Source organism: Streptomyces sp. NBC_00647, from assembly GCF_045207245.1.
GTDB lineage: Bacteria > Actinomycetota > Actinomycetes > Streptomycetales > Streptomycetaceae > Streptomyces.
In genome coordinates this window covers 4,796,420-4,816,243 of record NZ_CP109040.1, presented here as the reverse complement: position 1 = coordinate 4,816,243, position 19,824 = coordinate 4,796,420, and the positions used below count along the sequence as shown (strand labels likewise).

Below are 19,824 nucleotides of genomic sequence, written 5' to 3'. Positions count from 1 at the left end.
GACCAGCCACGACGGAGCCCGGCCGCCGAACCATCGCTGCGGCGGCGCGGATCGCGCCGTTACCGATCCCGTCCGCAGGCGTAGGCCAGCGGCGAGATCAGCTCCTCCGCGTCCGGCAGCCAGCGGTTCGCGTGCGTCGGCCGGCAGGCCCACTGCACGGCGCCCCGGGAGCCGAACCGGGTGGGCGGCGCGGCCACATAGGCCCCCTCGCCGAGCGCGACCAGGTCGAGCGAGGCCGGCGGCCAGCCCAGCTTCCTTACGAGATCGGGGACCTTCGCCGCGGCGCCGGGAAGCACGAAGAAGTGCATGCGCCGGTCCGGCGTGCAGGTCACGGGGCCGAGGGTGAGCTCCATCCGCTCCATGCGGGCGAGCGCCAGGAACCCGGCCGTCTCGGGCACGTCGATCGCGTCGAACGTACGCCCCGTGGGCAGCAGGACCGACGCCGTCGGCTGCTTCGACCAGAGGCGGCGCGCAACGGTCGCGCTGCCCGTCGCCTGAGTCGCCCAGTCCTCGCGTGTCGGATGCGCTCCGGGCACGGCACAGGCCGGCTCTCCGCAGGAGCAGTGCTGCACCCCGTCGGCCGCTTCCAGCCACGTGCCGGGGAACACGTCCCAGTGGCGTTCCTCGGCGTAGCGCACGGCGGCTTCCTGCAGCGATTCGCCACGCTGCTTCGGGATCTGTGCGGACTCGGTGCCTGCGATGGTCTTTTCCACGTTCGACTCAACTCCCGGGTCCACCTCGGGTTACGGGGGACACGCGCGCGGGGGAGGGGCATCGATTCCGCGCCTGGGGCGCATGGATGCACGTGTGGGGGCGCGCAGGGGGAACGGCAGCCGGTAGTGGGTAATCAGGGATGGGGTCGGGCAACCGCCCTTACCCCGGCAATCCTCACATGTCTCGCATCTTCGGTATGTCTGCGGGGCATTGATCTTCCTGGCCGACCTCTTTCGACGGGCCGGCCGGTGAAGACACGTCAACTCGGTGCGTGGGCAGGCACCGCAGCCACAGGGGGTACGCCATGGCCGCAAGGCCACTCATCGCCAGGCAGCCGAACGAACGACTGCAGGCACTCATCCAGGAAGCGGGCTGCTCGAACGCCGGGCTGGCCCGCCGGGTCAACATGTGCGGGGCGGAACACGGACTCGATCTGCGCTACGACAAGACGTCCGTCGCGCGCTGGCTGCGCGGCCAGCAGCCGCGTGGACGGGCTCCGGCGATCATCGCCGAGGCGCTCGGCCGCAAGCTCGGCCGGACGGTCACGATCGACGAGATCGGCATGGCCAACGGCAAGAACCTCGCGTCCGGCGTCGGTCTCCAGTTCTCGCCGACCATACTGGGCGCCATCGAGCAGGTCTGCGAGCTGTGGCGCAGCGACGTGGGGCGGCGGGACTTCCTGTCCGGCTCGTCCGTCGCCTCCTCCGCGCTCGTCGAGCCGAGCCGCGACTGGCTGATCTCGTCGCCGGACTCGCAGGTCGCCCGCTCGGCGGGCCCGCGCGTCGGGCTCTCGGACGTGGCGGCGGTCCGCGCGATGACCCAGGCCCTCGTCCAGCTCGACCACCAGTACGGCAGCGGGCATGTGCGCCCGGTCGTCGTGCACTACCTGAACAGCGTGGTCTCCGGGCTGCTCGCCGGCTCCTACCGGGAGGCCGTCGGACGCGAACTGTTCGCCGCCGTGTCCCGGTTGACGGAACTCGCCGGCTACATGGCCATCGACACGGGCCAACCCGGGCTCGCCCAGCGCTACTACATCCAGGCGCTGCGGCTCGCCCAGGCGGCCGGGGACCGCGGTTACGGCGGTTACGTCCTCGCCGCGTCCATGAGCCACCTGGCCGCCCAGCTCGGCAACCCGCGCGAGATCGCGCAGTTGGCACGGGCGGCGCAGGAGGGGGCACGCGGGCGGGTGACGCCGCGCGCGGAGTCGATGTTCCACGCGGCCGAGGCGCGCGGGCACGCGCTGATGGGCGACGCACGGGCCGCGCAGGTGGCGTCCGGGCGGGCCGTGACCGCGCTGGAGGGCGCCGACGCGGCCTCCGGGGACGACCCGACGTGGATCGCGCACTTCGACGAGGCCTATCTGGCCGACGAGTTGGCCCACTGCCACCGGGACCTCGGCCAGGCCGAGGCCGCCGCGCGGTGCGCCGAGGAGTCTCTCGCCGGTCATCCCGAGTCGCGTGCCCGCCGCCGCGCGATCGGCTATGTCCTGCTGGCCACGGCACAGGTCCAGCAACGCGAGGTGGAGCAGGCCTGCACCACCGGTCTGCGCGCCGTCGAACTGCTCGGCACGCTCCGTTCCAACCGGGGCGCCGAGTATCTGGAGGACCTGCAGCAGCGCCTGGAACCGTTCCGGGACGAGGCGGTGGTACGGGAGTTCGGGGCGCGGATGGAGTTGCAGACGGCGGCGTGAACGCACGGGTGGGGCACGTGGGTCGAGTGTCCGTGCCCCGGCGCGCACGGACCGGTGCGTGCCCCGGCGGGGGCGCACGCCGCGTGCGCCCCACGGGATCTACGGCGCGCGGGGTGCGGCGTACGGCCGGGCCGTGTCCGCGTTCGGTGCGGTCGCGTTTTCGCCGGGGTCCGGTGCGGGCGTGATCATTTGTCTCACGCTCCCTGCCGCCGCGCACGTGAACATATGGCCTGTGCCGGCGTGAACGCCGGGAAAACGAGAGCGCTGTGAGCGAAGGACGTGAGATACAGCGCATTCGGGGGCGGTTTCGTTACCCGTGTCACAGGGTGCGGGGGTCGGGTCCCGTGCTGCGTGGCACCGGGTCGTGGGGACCCGGTAGCGTGAGCCGACGATCCCGAAGGTCCCCCATTCGTAGGAGTCCCGGTGACGCAGAGCGGACAGGGCGAGGAGCCCTCGGCGCGGCCCGCGCGCGAAGGCATCGTGCTGCCCTCCGACGGCAGCGAGCCGCTGCTGCCGGGTACGACGGGTGACGGCGCCACCCCGGCGGGTGGTCAGGCCTGGGGCAGGCCGTGGGGCCCCGACCAGTCGGCCGCCCCGGCGCCGCAGCCCGGTGACGGCTGGGGAGCGCCGGTGAACGGCACCCAGGCGTGGGGCGCCGCCGAGCCGTCCCCGCCGACGCCCTCCACCCCGGAGTGGGGCACCTCCGCGTCCTCCGGGTCCCAGGGCTGGCCGGCTTCGGACCCGCACGGTTCCCAGCAGGCGCAGGGCTTCGCCCAGCCGCAGGCTTCCGGCGCCGGACCGCTGCCGCCCGAGGCCGCGCAGGCGTCGTCGTACGGCGCGCAGAACGGCTATGCGCCGGGGGCGCACGGCTCGCAGGCGGCGGCCGGCTACGACGGCTACGACGGCTACGGGGCCCCAGGGCACCAGGGGCAGCAGGGGCAGCACACCGGACAGTCCGTGCCGCTTCCGCCCGGCGGCGATGACGGGGCGACCCAGTACATTCCGTTCATTCCGGCCGCCCCGGGGGGCGACGAGGGCGCCACCCAGTACATACCGCCGGTGGGACCGGGCGCGCTGCCGCCGGAGGTCCCGGCCGACGCGACGCAGTTCCTCGGACGGACGCCGCAGGGCGGCCCCGGTGCCGGATCCATGCCGCCCGCGGCCGGTTCGGACGCCGACGCCACGCAGTACATCGCTCCGGTGCCCGCGCAGTCGGCCGGGTCCTACGGAATACCCTCCGGCGCGCCGGAGGAGCGGCAGCCCCCTGCCGAGTTCGACAACCTCTTCCGCAGTGAGCCGGAGGCGCACGGGGCGACGCAGATGATGCCGCCCATCGACGCGTCCGCACCTGCCCCGTACGACACGTACGGCGCGCAGGCCGCGCCCGGCGCACCCGGTGGCCGGGCCGCCGCACGGCGGGGCGGCGCGTCCGACGGCGACGAACCGGGCGGCGGTGGCCGCGGCCGTTCGCGCGTCCCGGTGATCGCGGCCGTCGGCATCGGCATCATCGTGCTCGGCATCGGCGCCGGAGCCGCGCTCAGCGGCGGCGGAGGCGATGACAGCAAGGACGACACCGGCAAGCCGGTGTCCGCGACGGCGCCCGCCACGCAGGGCTCGTCGGCACCCGCCGCCGACCCGGCGAAGGCACAGGCCGTCGAGCTGGACAAGCTCCTCGCCGACAGCAGCGACAGCCGTGACGCGGTGATCAACGCCGTGGCCGATGTGAAGGTGTGCAACGACCTCGACCAGGCGGCCAGTGATCTGCGGGACGCGGCCGAGCAGCGGGGCGAGCTGGTGACCCGGCTCTCCGCTCTCGCGGTCGACAAGCTGCCGAACCACGCCGCGCTGTCCACCGCCCTCACCAACGGCTGGAAGGCCTCCGCGGCGGCCGACAACCACTACGCGGCCTGGGCCGGCCAGGTCAAGGACAAGAAGGGCTGCCGCAAGGGCCACGCCCGCACCACGGGCCAGACCCTGGCGGCCAACCAGGCCAGCGGTACCGCCTCCAACGAGAAGGAGAAGGCCGCGAGGCTGTGGAACTCCATCGCCTCCAAGTACGGCCTGACGCAGCGGGCCCGCACCCAGCTCTGACCACTCCGGCCGGCCGGGGCGGAAGCCGCCCCGGCCGTGGACGACGTCCGTCCGGAGTGATTCGCGCTACTCCGCGTTCTCCAGCGTCTTCGACATGTTGACGAACCCGCGCCGTGCCGCCGTCAGTTGACCATTGCGTACGACCTGGAACGTCACGTCGGAGTTGATGAGGCGCGGGAAGCCGACGGCCGCGATCATGTCCTCGAAGCGCCAGCTGAGCGTCGGCGTGAGCCCGCCGGTGCTCACCTTCAGACCGTTGTCGAGCGTGCGCCGGATGGTGAGCGACGAGACCTCGCCCGCGCCGATGGACTCGATGACCTTCCTCAGCACGGTGTAGGCGATCCAGGTGGTCTGCACCCCGGCGTCATCCGGCACGATCCGGTTGTCGCCGAAGGCCTGCTCCTTGATCACCTTGCGCATCTGGTCCCAGCGAGGGTCGCTCGCCGTCGGGTACCAGCCGGTGACGTACGAGCCCTCGTAGGGGCCCGACCTGCCGCCGGTGGCGTCGATCTGCGACTGGTCGACGCTGCCGATGACGGTACCGGTGCGCACCTTGGGGTAGTTCGTGCTGTCGCGCCGGAACGAGTCCATGAAGGTGTTGGTGCGGTCGCCGAGCGCGGGGACCACACAGCCCCGCAAGGCCGCGTCGGAGGTCGCGTGCCGGAGCGCCTGCTGCGTCGGCACGGAGTACTCGGTGGCGTCCTCGGCCGCCCGCTGGTCCGCGGCCTGCGTGTGCCCCTGCGTCCGGAGGCCGGAGTTGAGCAGCACCGGGAGCTCGTCACCGGCGATGGTGTCGGGGCGGATGAGCGAGACCGGACCGCAGCTCTTGCCGAGCTGCTCGCCGAGGCCGGCCAGCAGGGCCGGCTGACCGCCGTTGACGGGATAGGAGAGGGGGCTGGTGAACTCGTCGTCGGTGACGCCGTAGCCCCCTATGTAGGGGATGCCCGCGCTTTCCAGCGGGGCGAGGAACGATTTGCTGTGCTGGCTGTAGGAGCCGACGACCGCGACGACGTTCTCGTCGGCGGCCCGCTCGGCGCAGTGCGCGGCGGAGACCGACTCGTTGTGGTCGTTGCAGGTGAGGACCTCGAGCTTCCGGCCGTTGATGCCGCCGTGGGCGTTGACCCAGCGTGCGTAGGTCCTCGCCAGCGCCGGCATTCCGGGCTTGTTGGTCGCGCTGGTCTTCTCCGGGGCCCAGGTCATCACCCTGACGGGGCCATCCCCGGAGCCCCCCCGTGGCACCAGGGATGGCCCCGCACCCGACGGCGACCGACGCGGACGCCACCAGAGCGCTCGCGTACAGCAGCGTGGCCTTTAAGGGCCGGGGCGGGACGGGGGAGGTGGTGCGAGTACGTCGCCTACCGGTCATGGACAGGCACGATTCCCTCACACCGAGAACCCTTGTGTGACCCTTGGTCGACTCGAGGTTACGTAGAGGTGAATTGCGGGGGCCGATGAACTGCTTTTCACAGGGAACGTACGATCGGTGACCGTGCAAGGTTCGGAGAACTCTTCCCGTCGCGGCCGTCGCTCATCCACCATGGGCGGCATGCCACTGAACGACATGCCGTGGTGGCGCTGGCGCAGCAATGTGCGCTCCGCGCTGCACATGCTTTCCGACCCCGCCTTCCAGCGAGACGTCTGGCTCGCCGGTGTCGACGGATACGGGGACGTCACCGACGCCGTGTACCGCCTGGTCGAGGACACCTGGCTGGACAACTGGTCGGCCGAGAAATACGTCGGCACGATCTTCCGCGACTCCCAGGAGGCGGCCCTCGTGGACAGCGCCGTCCTGCGGGTGCTGCGGATCATGCACCAGGTCGGCCCCGACGCGCCCGTCTCCGCCTATCTCGACCACCAGGCGTGGCCGGAGGCCCTGCAGGCCGCACGCGCCGCGCACGTTCGGCTGGCCACGAGCGACGGTGAGGACCCGGACGCGCCTCCGCGCACGCTTGAGGTCCTGCGCATCATGACGCGGTCGGCCTAGCGGTCGGCCTAGCGGTCGGCCTGGCGGTCGGCCTGGCGGTCGGCCTGGCCGTCGGACGGCGGTGGGCCTCCGCGGGGCGCCCGAGGGGCGTCCGCGTGGCGGGACGACAGTCCGCCCAGGGCGCCTGGTATGGGACCCTGTCCCGCATGAATGAGCCGTCCGTCCGCGGGGCCGCCCCCGCCGCCGAGCAGTACGTCCTGACCCTCTCGTGCCCCGACAAGCAGGGCATCGTGCACGCCGTGTCGAGCTACTTGTTCATGACCGGCTGCAACATCGAGGACAGTCAGCAGTTCGGCGACCACGACACGGGTCTGTTCTTCATGCGGGTCCACTTCTCGGCGGAGTCGCCGGTGACGGTGGAGAAGCTGCGCGCGAGCTTCACGGCCATCGGGGACGCCTTCCACATGGACTGGCAGATCCACCGGGCCGAGGACCGGATGCGGGTCGTCCTCATGGTCAGCAAGTTCGGCCACTGCCTGAACGACCTGCTCTTCCGCGCGCGGATCGGCGCGCTGCCCGTCGAGATCGCCGCCGTGGTCTCCAACCACACGGACTTCGCGGAGCTCGTGGGGTCGTACGACATTCCCTTCCACCACATCGCGGTGACGAAGGACACCAAGGCCGAGGCCGAGGCGCAGCTGCTGGAGCTGGTGCGCGAGAAGGACGTCGAGCTGGTCGTCCTCGCCCGCTACATGCAGGTCCTCTCGGACGACCTGTGCAAGCAGCTCAGCGGCCGCATCATCAACATCCATCACTCGTTCCTGCCGAGCTTCAAGGGCGCCAAGCCCTACCACCAGGCGCACACCCGCGGGGTCAAGCTCATCGGCGCCACCGCGCACTACGTCACCGCCGACCTCGACGAGGGCCCGATCATCGAGCAGGAGGTCGAGCGGGTCGGCCACGACGTCACCCCCGACCAGCTGGTCGCCATCGGCCGTGACGTGGAGTGCCAGGCACTGGCCCGCGCGGTGAAGTGGCACGCGGAGCGCCGCATCCTGCTGAACGGCCGCCGGACGGTCGTTTTCGCGTAAGGGCGTAAGGGCGTAAGGGCGTAAGGGCGGCCGCTGCCCACCGGTGCGTGGGCCGCTCCTCCGTCCGGCATACGGGCGTGACGGCGCACCGGCGTGACGTGGTGCGGCGTCGGCGGCCGGGGACATGCGGTCCGCGGCTTCGCCCCCGCGCCCGGCTACATCCGGCTCAGTGACGCCGCCGCGAACAGCACGTCCCTGATGACCTCACGGTCGCCGTCCTGTCCGGCCGCGGCCTCCTCCGGGGACACATGGCCCGCGGCCAGGCGGCAGAATTCCACCCCGTCCAGCGCGACATGGGCGACCTCGCGCTCGGCGGAGCCGACGGCTCCGGGCGAGTCGAGCGGGATGAGCCACTCGCCGCCGCCGGAGCCCTCGATCTCGAGGCGCAGGCTGCGCCCGGGAGCGCCCGCGGTGACGAGATGCCGGGCCGGCGCGGCCGACAGCCCCGCCCGGCGCCGCTCGGCGAGCGACACGGGCAGCATCCGCGCGGCCAGGTCGATCATCCGGTGGAGATGCCGGGGAGCGGGCGGCTCGTACGGGTAGTCCACCGCGTCGGCGATGTCCCCCGCGTGCACCCAGGTCTCGAAGGCCCGGTCCAGCAGCGAGTCGCTGAGCGGCAGTTCGAAGCCGCCGTAGGCCACGGTGAGCAGCCCGGAGTCCGCCCCTCGCTCGACGGCGCGGGCGTGGGGGGCGCCTCCCTCCACGAACGACGCCGTCCGGACGATGGTGTGGCTCTGTTCCCGCCAGGGCCGGCGCACGGACCGGGTGGGCGGGACGTTCGACGCCCGCCAGTACGCCTCGGTGCGCTCCTGCGGCGTCGGCCGCTCGGCGGCGGTGCCGCCGAGCGGGTCGTCCAGGCCCAGCGCGACGGCGACCAGTCCGTCGACGCTCAGCAGATGGGCGATGACCCCGGCGACCGTCGTCCGGCGGCTCGTGGGCCCGTCGCCCTCGAACCAGCGCAGCCGCACGGGCGCGTGCCACTCGGAACCGCCGATGTCCTGGAGCAGGGCGTCGAGCCGGGCGGTCTCGGCGTCGTACGGAGCGGCCCACTCGGGTACCGGGATGCGCGGCGGGCGCCGGTCGAGGCAGCTCGTCAGGACGCGGGTGCGCAGCGTCGGGTCCAGGTCCAGGCTCTCCGCGGGATGCAGCAGTCCTACCGCCTCGCGCAGCCGCAGCGCCTCGTCCGCGCACGAGCCGCAGTGTCCGAGGTGTTCCTCGACGGCCGTCGTCTCGTCCGCCGAGCAGGCGGCCAGCGCCCACGCGCCGAGCAGTGACTTCAGGATCCGGTGTTCGAGGACGAGCGGCGCCGGGCCGGGCGTGGCGGCCGGTTCGGGCAGCGCCAGTCCGGTGTCCTCGACGGAGGCGCGCGGCGGCGGTATGCGCGGGGGCCCGCCCGGCCCCGGTTCGGCGTCGCCGCCGCTCCCGGGGAGGCCGGGGTCACGAGGGTCCCGGGAGCCCCGGGGGTCTTCGTGTCCGTCCTCGTACCTGTCCTCGTACCTGTCCCGGTTCCCGTCCTCGTCGTCGAACGACTCGAACCGGTCATTTCCTTCGGTCACCGCGCACCCCCGTATTCGGGCGGGGCGCCGGCGGGTCCGGTCTCGTGGGCGGTGGACAGGAGCTGGAGGCCGAGGCGGAGCCGGCGGCGGGCCTCGTCCTCGGTGACGCCGAGGTCGACGGCGGCCTGGCGGTAGTCGCGGCGCTGGAAGTACGCGAGCTCCAGGGCGGCCCGCAGCGGGGTGGGCATGGAGGTGACGATGTAGTCCGCGCGGGCGGCGACGGACGCGCTGCGCACTTTGCGCTCCAGTTCCTCGGCGGTGCCCCGGCCGCCCTGGGCGAGCGCGGCGGTCTCGGTGGCGCGCAGGCGCTGCACGGCGAGACGGTGGGTCAGTGCGGCGACCCAGGAGCGCAGGGGGCCCTGCTTGGGGTCGTACGCGTCGGGGTTCTCCCAGACGTGGGCGAAGACCTCGCGGGTGATCCCGTCGGCGGCCCGCTCGTCTCCGAGCACGCGATGGGCGAGGCCGTGCACCAGCGAGGCGAACCGGTCGTAGAGCTCACCGAGCGCGGCCGCCTCCCCCCGGGAGAGCCGCTGCTGCATCTTGCGGTCCCAGCGGGGCGGTGCGTCCTGCTTCGCCATGCGGCCCCCTCACCTCTGGTAGTGCCCGGCGCCCGTCCGTGTGTCCGGCCGGTGTCCCGGCCGTGTCCCCTGTCGCTGTCCAGCCATGCGGTGCTGCTGTCCAGACTGTGTGCAACTGCTGTCCTGAATGTAGTCGGCACGTACGACAGCGCACGCCCCTTTGCGCCAATGTGCGCCCCTGGACCGGCCATGAATGGTAGAGGCGTGGCGCTTCCGCCCCCGGATGTGACCACAACAGACCGTACGCGACCGAAAGAGGCCCCTCCTGAAGGATTTTCGACCGTAGACAGTCGTTTCTTCCTGCGGCGATCCGTGTTTCATGGAACTGCGGGTGGGCAGCCGCGCTGGAAGGAAGCGTACGGAGTGCTTCCGTTTCTGCTGGACGAGGCGAGCGAGAGGCGTGGCGGTGACGCTCAAGGTGACCGACGTGACCGACGTGACCGACGGCGAGGGCGGCGCGGGCGGCACAGGGAGTACGGGCGGCCCGGGTGCCCTGAGCCGCGAAGTGGGCGAGTGGGCCGTGCTGCGGGTGTCGGGCGAGCTCGACCTCGTGACGTCGCCGGCGCTGCGCCAGAGCGTGCACGACGTGGTGGCCGAGGGCCGGCACAGCATCGTGCTGGACCTCTCGGGGGTCGTGTTCTGCGACTCCAGCGGTGTCGGCGTCCTGATCGCAGCGCGCCGCCTCATGCGCTCCTGCCGCGGCCGCCTGCGGCTGATCCTGCCCGCCCAGGGAGCGGCCGACGGCTCCCACGTCAACCGTGTCCTCGCGGCCCTCGGCGTGCGCCGTCTCTTCGACGTGTACCCCGACGTCGACGCCGCCGTCGACGAGGAGTCCCGCCCGCTGTCGGCCTGACAGCACCTGCGGGGCACCGTACCCGCGCCTTCGCCCGGAGTGACGCCCCCTGCTCACTGCGCGACGCACCGCCACGCGGTTGTTCCAGAATTCTCGCGGTCTTGGCACAACCGTCGTTTTCCCGCTCCCCGGGCGGCCCGGTCGTCGTACGCTCCGTTCCAGATGAACCGCAGTCCGGCCGAGGCCGGCTGAGAAGTGAGGCGGTCCGAACACACCATGGTCAGCACCGAGTACGAGCGCAGGATTGCCGCCCGGTTCGCCGGATTCGACCAGGACGGCAACGGCTACATCGACCGCGAGGACTTCAACGTCGCGACCAAGGCGGTGCTCGCCGAGTTCGGTACGACGGCGCGGTCGGACAAGGGTCAGGCCCTGTACATCGGAGCCGAGGCGTTCTGGCAGGGCATGGCCGGGATAGCGGACCGGGACGGCGATCAGCGGATCACCCGCGAGGAGTTCGTCAGCGGCGCGGTGAAGCGGCTGCGCGACAACCCCGAGCGGTTCGCCGAGATCGCCCGCCCCTTCCTGCACGCGGCCCTCGCGGTGGCGGACACGGACGGGGACGGTGCGGCCACGGTGGAGGAGACCACGCGCGTCCTTCGGGCCCTCGGAGTGGGCGACGACCTCGCCACCGCGGCCGCCGCCGCCCTGGACGCGGACGCCGACGGACGGATCGGCGAGACGGAGGTCGTGAGCGCGTTCGCCCGCTACTTCACGGTGCCGGAGTAGCAGAGACCGGGGCCGACGGGGGCGCCCGGGACGGGCCGGGTCGACCCGGCCCACAGGCTCTCCCGGGGACGGTCGACCGCCGGCCCCGGCCGGCCCACGGCTCACCCCTGGACGGCCGCTCACCCCGAGAGGCTCGTGCCACCGGGGCCTCAGCCGGAAAAGCGTTCCCTGAGCCGGTACTTGAGCACCTTGCGCAGCGCCTCGTTGCGCGGAAGGGCGTCCACGACCTCCAGCTGCTCCGGCAGCTTGTGCACGGACAGCCCTTCCCCGCGCAGATACGAGGTCATCGCGGCCAAGGTCAACTCCTCCGCTCCCGGAGGCTGTTCGACCACCGCGCAGACGCGTTCCCCGCGCTCGGTGTCGGGCAGTCCGATCACGGCGACGTCCCCGACGGCCGGGTGCCGGTGCAGCAGGTCCTCGATCTCCTTCGCGGAGATGTTCTCGCCCTTGCGGATGATGATGTCCTTGACCCGGCCGGTGAGAACGAGATGCCCGCTCCCGGTCAGATGCCCGACGTCCCCGGTGATCAGGAACCCGTCCCCGTCGAACGCCTCCGCCGTCTGCGCCGGGTTCAGATACCCCTGGCACACGGCCTCCCCCCTGAGCCGTACGTCGCCGTCGACGTCACAGGGCCGGGGGGCTCCCGCCGCGTCCACGATCCGTATCTCCATGCCCTCCGGGGGCCTGCCCTCCGTGGTCGCGAGGTTCTCGGACGTGTCGTCCGGCGCGCCCATCGTGATCATCGGGACCTCGGTCATCCCGTACCCGTGGGTGAGCTGCACGCCCATCTCCCGGACGACGGAGTGATAGACCTCGGGCGGCTTCGGGGCTCCGCCGCCCGCGAGCAGCCGCAGCGTGGGAATGACGGGCTCCCCGGGCTGCTTGCGCTGTTCGGCGAGGAACATCGAGTAGAAGGCGGTCGACCCGCCGGCCACCGTCACGCCGTGCTCGCGGTAGCCCTCCAGTGCGGCGGGCAGCGCGAAATGCTCGAACATCACGGCCGGGAAGCCGTACAGCAGCAGCATCACCGTGTAGTCGGGCCCGGCGATGTGCGCGTACGGGAAGGCCATCGAGCCCACGTCGTCGGCGGACAGGTGCAGGGCGTGCGCGAGACAGGAGCCGCCGGCGATCAGTGAACGGTCGGTGTGCAGCACGCCCTTGGGGTCGGAGGTGGTCCCCGAGGTCCAGTAGATCCAGCGGACGGAGGTGCCCTCGGAGGGCGGGGCCGGCAGCACCGCGGGATCGCCCTCCGGCAGCGCGTCGTACGCCTCGAAGACGTTCTTCGCGCCGAGCCGGTGCGCCATCGCGGTGTGGTCGAAGCCGCGCCACTCGCCCGGCACGGCGAAGTACTCCGCCTTCGACTCCCGCAGCGCGAAGCCGACCTCGCGGTCGCGGTAGAAGGGGATGACCGGTGACTGGACGGCGCCGATGCGGGCCAGCGCGAAGGACAGCAGAGCGGTCTCGATGCGGGTGGGCAGCTGCCAGGCGACCACCGTGCCGGGGCGCACACCCCGGTCGTGCAGGCCCGCCGCCACCCGCTCGGCGCGGTCGCGCAGCTCGCCGAAGGTCAGGGACCGGTCGTCCTGGAGCAGGACGGGCCGGTCGGGGGTGAGGTCGGCACGGCGGGCGACGAGCTCCCACAGTGTGCGCGCGGAGCTCAGGGCGTGTGCGGTGTCGTTCACTTCGACCCCCTGTGGTTCGTTGACTTCGACACCCGTAGCTGACGGGCAGTCAGATCGTGCGCAGAGCGTAGGGCTCGCCGCCTTGTCGGTCCATAGGCGCGGGGCTAGCCTGCTTGTGAACAGGGATCTGACGACCCATCAGATAGTGGAATGCGTCCCGAGGGACACCCTCGGACGGACCCGTACGCCAGGCGGAGGGGACCATGACCGAACTGCCCCGCATCATCAGCGTCGACGACCATGTGATCGAGCCCGCTCACCTCTTCGAGACCTGGCTGCCGCGGAGGTACCGGGAGCGCGGTCCGCAGCCGCTCACCGCCGGGATCGGCGAACTCGCCTACGTCGCGGGCAAGTACCAGATCACCATGGACCCGGACGGCCCGCCGACCGACTGGTGGATCTACGAGGACCTCAAGTTCCCGTACAAGCGCAACATCGCCGCCGTCGGGTTCGACCGCGACGAGATGACACTGGAGGGCATCACCCGCGCCGAGATGCGGCGCGGCTGCTGGGACCCCGTCGAGCGCCTCAAGGACATGGACCTCAACCATGTCGAGGCCAGCCTCTGCTTCCCCACCTTCCCGCGCTTCTGCGGCCAGACCTTCGCCGAGGCGCACGACAAGGAGGTGGCCCTGGCCTGTGTGCGGGCGTACAACGACTGGATGGTCGAGGAGTGGTGCGGCGACAGCGGCGGCCGGCTGATCCCGCTGTGCCTGATCCCCCTGTGGGACATCGACCTCGCGGTCGCCGAGATCCGCCGCAACGCCGCGCGGGGCGTGAAGGCCGTCACCTTCTCCGAGATCCCCACCTATCTGGGGCTGCCCTCCATCCACTCCGGCTACTGGGACCCGTTCTTCGCGGTCTGCCAGGAGACCGGGACGGTCGTGAACATGCACATCGGCTCGTCGTCCCAGATGCCCGCCGCGTCCCCGGACGCGCCCCCCGCCGTCCAGGCCTCGCTGTCCTTCAACAACGCGATGGCCTCCATGATGGACTTCCTGTTCAGCGGTGTCCTGGTGAAGTTCCCGCGCCTCAAACTCGCCTACTCCGAAGGCCAGATGGGCTGGATCCCGTACGCCCTGGAGCGTGCCGACGACGTCTGGTCGGAGCACCGCGCCTGGGGCGGGGTCAGGGATCTGATCCCGGAGCCCCCGTCCACGTACTACTACCGGCAGATCTTCTGCTGCTTCTTCCGCGACAAGCACGGCGTCGCGTCCCTGGACGTGGTGGGCCGCGACAACGCCACCTTCGAGACCGACTACCCGCACGTCGACTCGACCTTCCCGCACACCAAGGAGGTCGCCCTCGACCATGTGAAGGGCCTCGACGACGAGACGATCCACAAGCTGATGCGCGGCAACGCCATCCGCATGCTGGATCTGGACCTGTAGTGGACCTGACGTACACGCCCGAGGAGGAGGAGTTCCGCGCGCGCCTGCGTACGTGGCTCGCCGGGGTCCTTCCGACGCTGCCGCCGAAACCGTCCCCGGACGACTGGCCCGCGCGACGGGCGTACGACCTCGGCTGGCAGCGGATGCTGTACGACGCCGGGTACGCGGGACTGCACTGGCCCGTCGACGCCGGCGGCCGGGGCGCCACGCCGACGCAGCACCTCATCTACCTGGAGGAGACCGAGAAGGCGGGCGCTCCCTACGTGGGGGCCAACTTCGTCGGGCTGCTGCACGCCGGGCCGACCATCGCCTCCGAGGGGAGCGCCGGGCAGCGGGCGCGCTGGCTGCCGCCGGTGCTGCGCGGCGAGGAGGTCTGGTGCCAGGGCTTCAGCGAGCCGGACGCCGGCTCGGACCTCGCGGCGCTGCGTACGCGCGCCCGGCGGGACGGCGACGACTACGTGGTGAGCGGGTCCAAGATCTGGACCTCCCACGCCGAGGTGGCCGACTGGTGCGAGCTGCTGGTGCGGACGGACCCCGCCGCCCGCAAGCACCGGGGCATCACCTGGCTCGCGATGCCCATGGACGCGCCCGGGATCACCGTCCGGCCGCTGCGGACGCTCGCGGGCTCCACCGAGTTCGCGGAGGTCTTCCTCGACGAGGTGCGCGTCCCGGTCGCCAACCGCGTCGGAGCCGAGAACGACGGCTGGCGCGTGACCATGGTGACCCTGTCGTACGAGCGCGGCACCGCCTTCGTGGGCGAAGTGGTCGCCTGTCGGCGTGTGTTGGCCGAGATCGCGCGCGAGGCCCGCAAGAACGGGCGCTGGGACGACGCCGTGCTGCGACGCCGTCTCGGCCGGCTCAACGCGGAGTTCCGCGCGCTGTGGCGGCTCACCCAGTGGAACGTCAGCGAGGCCCAGGGAACCGGGGGAGTGCCCGGCGTCGGCGGTTCGGTCTTCAAACTGAGCTACTCGCACGCCCGCCAGGAGCTGTTCGACGCCGCCGCCGAGGTCCTCGGCCCCGAGGCCCTGGACCTGGGACGGGAGTGGATCCTGGACCGGCTGTCCTCGCTCTCGTACACGATCGCGGCCGGCACCTCGCAGATCCAGCGGAACATCGTGGCCGAGCGGATCCTCGGCCTTCCCAAGGGGAGGTGAGTTCGGACCATGGACTTCAGGCTCACCGACGATCAACGGGCCCTGCGACAGGGCGTACGGGAACTGCTGGAGGGCCGGTTCGGCCGGGCGGCCCTGCGCGCGGCCGTGGACCGGGGAGAGGGGGAGCGCGGAGGCGTTCTCGACCGGGAGCTGTGGCGTGAGCTCGGTGCGGCGGGGTTCTTCGCACTGCGCCTGCCCGAGGCCGACGGGGGCGTCGGGCAGGGCCTTCCGGAGGCCGTGCTGGCCTTCGAGGAGGCGGGGCGGGTCCTGCTGCCGGGCCCGCTGATCGCCACGCATCTCGCCGCGGGCGCCGTGGCCGGGGCGGCCACCGGCGAGGTGGTCGTGACCTCCGTCGACGAGGGGCTCGTGGAATGGCTGGACGAGGCCGACGTCGTCCGCGGGGACGCCGCCGGAGCCGAGCCGCTGGCCTCCGCGGACCCGCTGACCCCCCTGCACCGGCTCCCCGCCTCCGCTGCCCCGCCGCCCGCGGACGGCGCACTCCGGGGCCCCCGGACAGCGGGCGGGCCCGGTGGCTCCCCGGCGCAGGACGGGCTCGGCAGCCCCGTGTCTCCGTCGGCCGGGGACGCGCTCCTCACGTCTCTCCTCACCGCCGCCGAGCAGCTCGGCAGTGCCGCCCGGACTTGTGAGGCGGCCGTGCAACACGCCCGGACGCGCGAGCAGTTCGGGCAGCCGATCGGGGCCTTCCAGGCGGTGCAGCATCTGTGCGCGGGCATGCTCGTGCGGGTCGAGATGGCTCGCGCGGCCGTCTACGCCGCCTCGGTCACCGCCGACCCGGTGGACATCGCGGCGGCCCGGCTGCTCGCCGACGAGGCCGCTGTGCGCGGCGCCCGCGACTGTCTCCAGGTGCACGGCGGCATGGGCTTCACCTGGGAGTCCGACATCCATCTGCACCTGAAGAGGGCGTGGATACGGACGCACCGTGCGGGTGGCACCACGCGGAGCGAGGAGGAGCTGGCGGACGATCTGCCGGCCGGGACCGCCTAGAGGGCCTCTGTCCTGGGGCGCTGCGGGACGTACACGAGCGGATGTCGCGGATCGTGGCGGAGCGGAATCACGGAGCGTTGAGACCTGGTTGTGTCCTAGGCGTGACTTGTCACGGCCTGGAGTCGGCGCCGGGCTCCGGTACCTTGTGTGGGATGCGAGTGGTTCTGAGGCTGAGCCATCCCGGTGTTGCCCCTGAGGCCGCACCGAACCCGGCGATGCACGCCGCTCGCGAGGCAGGGCGGAGCCCCGTACCTGCCTGTTCGACTCCCCGTGGCGAGCGTCGCACAGTATGCCGCACGCGTACTCCTTCGCGCTGGAATATGCCCGAAGCGCTTGTTGGGGTGACTGTACGTCAACCATGCTGTCTCGCAAGGGAATCACGTTCCGTGATCCTTGTTCTGGCCATGCAGAAAATGGCTACGATCGTGGCCCTTGTGAGGCGCGAGGCGATGTGTCCGCCGGTTCGGATGGTGTGAGCGGTGCAGGTGCTTCAAGTGCAGCTGGAGATCCGGCCCGACCCCGCAGAGGTGGGGCGAGCCCGGCGGTGGGCCCGTTCCAGGCTCGCGGGGTCAGGGATAGAGGCCGATGAACCGCTCGCCGAGACGCTGATCCTGCTCGTCTCGGAGCTTGTCACGAACGCCGTGGTGCACACCGGGTGTCCGGCCGTCCTGCGCCTCTGTCTGCCGGGCGGTGCCGGGGCCGCCACCGTGCGCCTCGAGGTGGCCGACACCAGTGCCCGGCCGCCGATTCCCCGGCATGCCGACGGCGACGAGACCAACGGCCGCGGCCTGGAGCTCGTCGACGGTCTCGCGGACCGCTGGGGCTGGAGTCCCGAGGGCGCCGGCAAACGTATCTGGTGCGAGGTGGACCGCTGCGCCACGGGCGCCTCGGCGAGAACCGTGTACCCGGGCTACGAGGGCTTCGCGTACGAGGCGGTCTAGAACCCGGCCTCGTCCGCGTGCCGTTCGGGGCGGTCCCGCTCCCGTGCGCGCGGTGCGCCGGGCCGCGGCCGACGGGCGCGCTTTCGTGCATGTATGCACGAAACGTCTGTACATGGCCGCCGTGGTGGCCGAATGCGCCGGGCCGTGCTTCCGTACGCGCTGTCTCAAAAGGGATGTAGCGCAATAAATCGCCGAGCGGGTGTTGACGTGGCGTGTCCGTTTGATCACGCTTGTGTTCAGCGATTCGCCGCGAGGGGACGGCGAGGGTTCCGGTGACGGGGGCCCTCGGCGAGTGCGGGTCGCGATTCGGCGTCGACACCTCCAGGGTCAAGGGGGGCGGGGTGGGTGCGCCGGAGGCGGATGGCGGCGCGCGCTGCCGTGCCCGGGGTGAGGTGGGGGACCTCCCGGTCGGGCGCAGTCGAGAGTGGGGGAAGCGCGCCGCCAGCCGGCCCTCGGCCGGCTAGAGGAGTGCCACGGGCGCCACGGGTGTGCCCGTTCCGCCGACGAAGGGCTCCGGCATCGCCGACAGCAGGAAGGCGTAACGGTTTTCTTGTCCACAGGCTGTGGACAACTCTTCGAGATTCCAGTTCTGGCCCTGCAGCATCCCCATCTCGACCAGGTCGAGCGCGTGCACGGGCAGCCACAGGTCCTCGATCTCGGGCGGGAAGATCTCGAAGGTCAGGGTGTCGTTGGCGACCGCCGCGACATCGCGCGCGTGGAACCACTCCGGGGTGCGCACCGACAGGCCCGGCGACGGGTATCCGTACCCGTGCTTGTCGCCCGCCAGGTACACCTGGATCTGCCCCGTCCGTACGAGCACGATGTCGCCGGCCCGTACCCGCGTGCCCGCCAACTCCTCCGCGGCTTCGAGGTCTTCGGGGGTGACCGCGTGCCCGCCGGCCAGCCGGTGCTCGCCGCGCGCCCGCGCCACGTCGAGCAGGACGCCGCGCGAGACGATGTGCCGCGGCTTGTCGATCCCGCTGAACTCGGCGCCGCCGTGCGGCGTGACGGTGCCGGCCGGGCGGCCGTTGTAGAGCTTGCCGGAGTGCGAGACATGGGTCAGCGCGTCCCAGTGGGTGGCCGCCTGGAGCCCCATGGTGACGGCGTCGTCGCTGCACGCCACCGTGCCGGGACCGAAGATCTCCTGGTTGATCTGCACCATCGTGTGCAGCGGATTGACCCGCCCGGGGATCATCCCCGTCTGCACGCCGTCCTGTTGGAGAGGGAGGGCGAGCGGCACGCGGCGCCCGGTCCGTACCGTCGCGGCGGCCTCTCGCACCACCTCGTCGGTGATGAGGTTCAGCGTTCCGATCTCGTCGTCGGCCCCCCAGCGCCCCCAGTTGTTCACGCGCTTGGCGATCTCGTGGAACTCGGCCGGCAGTGACATGAGTCCTCCCCGGGGGCTTGTCTCCAGGTATCCGACGGGTCGTAGAATCCGAGTTGAATCTAACGGACCGTCAGAAACTGCGGGAAGGGGCCGGGCGTGGGGAACTTCTTGGCGGGCAAGGTCATCGCCGTCACGGGCGCGGGGCGGGGGATAGGCCGGGCGGTCGCCCTCGCCGCGGCGGCCGAGGGCGCGCGCGTCGTCGTCAACGACTACGGCGTGTCCGTCGAGGGTGCCGAGCCCACGAGTTCGGTCGCCGACACCGTCGTCAAGGAGATCGAGGCGGCGGGTGGCGAGGCGGTCGCGGTGGCCGACGACATCTCGACGATGGCGGGCGGGCAGCACGTCGTCGACACCGCGCTCGCGTCGTACGGGCGGATCGACGGTGTGGTGTGCGTGGCCGGCATCCTGCGCGAGCGGATGCTCTTCAACATGTCCGAGCAGGAGTGGGACCCGGTGGTCGCCACCCACCTCAAGGGCACGTTCACCCTCTTCCGGGCCGCCTCGGCGGTGATGCGCAAACAGGGCTCGGGCGCGCTGATCGGCTTCACCAGCGGCAATCACCAGGGCTCGGTCGCGCAGGCCAACTACAGCGCGGCGAAGGGTGGAATCATCTCGCTGGTGCGCAGCGCGGCCCTCGGACTCCACAAGTACGGGGTCACCGCGAACGCGGTCGCGCCCGTCGCCCGTACCCGCATGTCGGCGAACGTCCCGATGGAGCTGAAGGAGATCGGCGAGCCGGAGGACGTGGCCGCGCTCGTGGTCTACCTGCTGTCGGACCGGGCCCGCGCGGAACGCATCACCGGGCAGGTCTACACGATCGCCGGACCCAAGATCGCCGTATGGGCGCAGCCCCGCGAACTGCGCGCCGGATACGCCGAGGGCGCCTGGACCCCGGAGAGGATCGCCGACTTCCTGCCCGGGACGGTCGGCGTGGATCCGATGCCGCTGCTGGAACAACTGGAGGCGATGGCCCGGGCGGCGGCGGAGAAGACACGCCCCAACGCGTGAGTCCGGCTTCGGTCCGGTGGGAGGAGAGCG

16 protein-coding genes and 1 pseudogene are annotated in these 19,824 nt (G+C 71.9%); 11 read left to right on the top strand and 6 right to left on the bottom strand.

The window, feature by feature from the left end; all coding sequences use genetic code 11:
* Positions 1–59 precede the first annotated feature (59 nt).
* The gene (locus OG788_RS20970; RefSeq protein WP_406372685.1) at positions 60–713 is read right to left on the bottom strand and encodes a bifunctional DNA primase/polymerase; all 654 of its coding nucleotides are present in this window, start codon (positions 711–713) and stop codon (positions 60–62) included.
* Between the two features lie 305 nt (positions 714–1,018).
* Here OG788_RS20970 and OG788_RS20965 point away from each other — a divergent pair, with 305 nt between their 5' ends.
* Positions 1,019–2,404: a transcriptional regulator gene (locus OG788_RS20965; RefSeq protein ID WP_406372684.1), complete on the top strand. Its 1,386-nt coding sequence runs from the start codon at positions 1,019–1,021 to the stop codon at positions 2,402–2,404.
* Positions 2,405–2,827: 423 nt separating this feature from the next.
* Complete coding sequence (locus tag OG788_RS20960; RefSeq protein ID WP_406372682.1) at positions 2,828–4,495, top strand: hypothetical protein; 1,668 nt, start codon at positions 2,828–2,830, stop codon at positions 4,493–4,495.
* A gap of 66 nt (positions 4,496–4,561) precedes the next feature.
* Here the strand turns inward: OG788_RS20960 and OG788_RS20955 are convergent.
* Positions 4,562–5,861: pseudogene (locus OG788_RS20955) on the bottom strand (ABC transporter substrate-binding protein).
* A gap of 117 nt (positions 5,862–5,978) precedes the next feature.
* Between OG788_RS20955 and OG788_RS20950 the strand changes: the two are divergent.
* Positions 5,979–6,479, top strand: coding sequence for an SCO4402 family protein (locus OG788_RS20950; RefSeq protein ID WP_351541492.1), 501 nt, complete (start codon positions 5,979–5,981; stop codon positions 6,477–6,479).
* Positions 6,480–6,625: 146 nt separating this feature from the next.
* The gene (purU, locus tag OG788_RS20945) at positions 6,626–7,510 is read left to right on the top strand and encodes a formyltetrahydrofolate deformylase (RefSeq protein WP_406372680.1); all 885 of its coding nucleotides are present in this window, start codon (positions 6,626–6,628) and stop codon (positions 7,508–7,510) included.
* 155 nt (positions 7,511–7,665) lie between these two features.
* On the opposite strand, the gene OG788_RS20940 is transcribed toward purU, so the two are convergent.
* Both OG788_RS20940 and OG788_RS20935 read right to left on the bottom strand, forming a co-directional pair.
* Positions 7,666–9,066, bottom strand: a complete 1,401-nt coding sequence (locus tag OG788_RS20940) for a zf-HC2 domain-containing protein (protein WP_406372678.1) — start codon at positions 9,064–9,066, stop codon at positions 7,666–7,668.
* Entirely contained in the window at positions 9,063–9,644 is a 582-nt protein-coding gene (locus tag OG788_RS20935; protein ID WP_406372676.1) for a sigma-70 family RNA polymerase sigma factor, read from the bottom strand. The genes OG788_RS20940 and OG788_RS20935 overlap by 4 nt, the downstream gene beginning before the upstream one ends.
* A 493-nt stretch (positions 9,645–10,137) precedes the next feature.
* Between OG788_RS20935 and OG788_RS20930 the strand changes: the two genes are divergently transcribed.
* The gene (locus OG788_RS20930; protein ID WP_266765737.1) at positions 10,138–10,497 is read left to right on the top strand and encodes an STAS domain-containing protein; all 360 of its coding nucleotides are present in this window, start codon (positions 10,138–10,140) and stop codon (positions 10,495–10,497) included.
* A 216-nt stretch (positions 10,498–10,713) separates the two neighbouring features.
* Positions 10,714–11,226: an EF-hand domain-containing protein gene (locus OG788_RS20925; protein ID WP_406372675.1), complete on the top strand. Its 513-nt coding sequence runs from the start codon at positions 10,714–10,716 to the stop codon at positions 11,224–11,226.
* Positions 11,227–11,375: 149 nt separating this feature from the next.
* Here OG788_RS20925 and OG788_RS20920 read toward each other — a convergent pair whose 3' ends face one another.
* Positions 11,376–12,908 carry a class I adenylate-forming enzyme family protein gene (locus OG788_RS20920; protein ID WP_406372673.1) on the bottom strand — a complete coding sequence of 511 codons (1,533 nt, stop codon included), beginning with the start codon at positions 12,906–12,908 and terminating at the stop codon, positions 11,376–11,378.
* Positions 12,909–13,111: 203 nt separating this feature from the next.
* Here OG788_RS20920 and OG788_RS20915 point away from each other — a divergent pair, with 203 nt between their 5' ends.
* The 4 genes from OG788_RS20915 to OG788_RS20900 all read left to right on the top strand — a co-directional run bounded on the left by OG788_RS20915 (position 13,112) and on the right by OG788_RS20900 (position 17,399).
* Positions 13,112–14,299, top strand: coding sequence for an amidohydrolase family protein (locus tag OG788_RS20915; RefSeq protein ID WP_351541481.1), 1,188 nt, complete (start codon positions 13,112–13,114; stop codon positions 14,297–14,299).
* Positions 14,299–15,453: an acyl-CoA dehydrogenase gene (locus OG788_RS20910; RefSeq protein WP_406372672.1), complete on the top strand. Its 1,155-nt coding sequence runs from the start codon at positions 14,299–14,301 to the stop codon at positions 15,451–15,453. Before OG788_RS20915 ends, OG788_RS20910 begins: the two co-directional genes overlap by 1 nt.
* A 9-nt stretch (positions 15,454–15,462) precedes the next feature.
* On the top strand, positions 15,463–16,458 hold the full coding sequence (locus OG788_RS20905; RefSeq protein WP_406372671.1) for an acyl-CoA dehydrogenase family protein: 996 nt from the start codon (positions 15,463–15,465) through the stop codon (positions 16,456–16,458).
* A 494-nt stretch (positions 16,459–16,952) separates the two neighbouring features.
* Positions 16,953–17,399 (top strand): ATP-binding protein, encoded by a 447-nt coding sequence (locus OG788_RS20900; RefSeq protein ID WP_406372669.1) that lies wholly within the window; start codon positions 16,953–16,955, stop codon positions 17,397–17,399.
* 460 nt (positions 17,400–17,859) lie between these two features.
* On the opposite strand, the gene OG788_RS20895 is transcribed toward OG788_RS20900, so the two are convergent.
* On the bottom strand, positions 17,860–18,786 hold the full coding sequence (locus OG788_RS20895) for a cyclase family protein (RefSeq protein ID WP_406372668.1): 927 nt from the start codon (positions 18,784–18,786) through the stop codon (positions 17,860–17,862).
* A 96-nt stretch (positions 18,787–18,882) separates the two neighbouring features.
* Between OG788_RS20895 and OG788_RS20890 the strand changes: the two genes are divergently transcribed.
* The gene (locus OG788_RS20890; protein ID WP_351541473.1) at positions 18,883–19,794 is read left to right on the top strand and encodes an SDR family oxidoreductase; all 912 of its coding nucleotides are present in this window, start codon (positions 18,883–18,885) and stop codon (positions 19,792–19,794) included.
* Positions 19,795–19,824 lie beyond the last annotated feature (30 nt).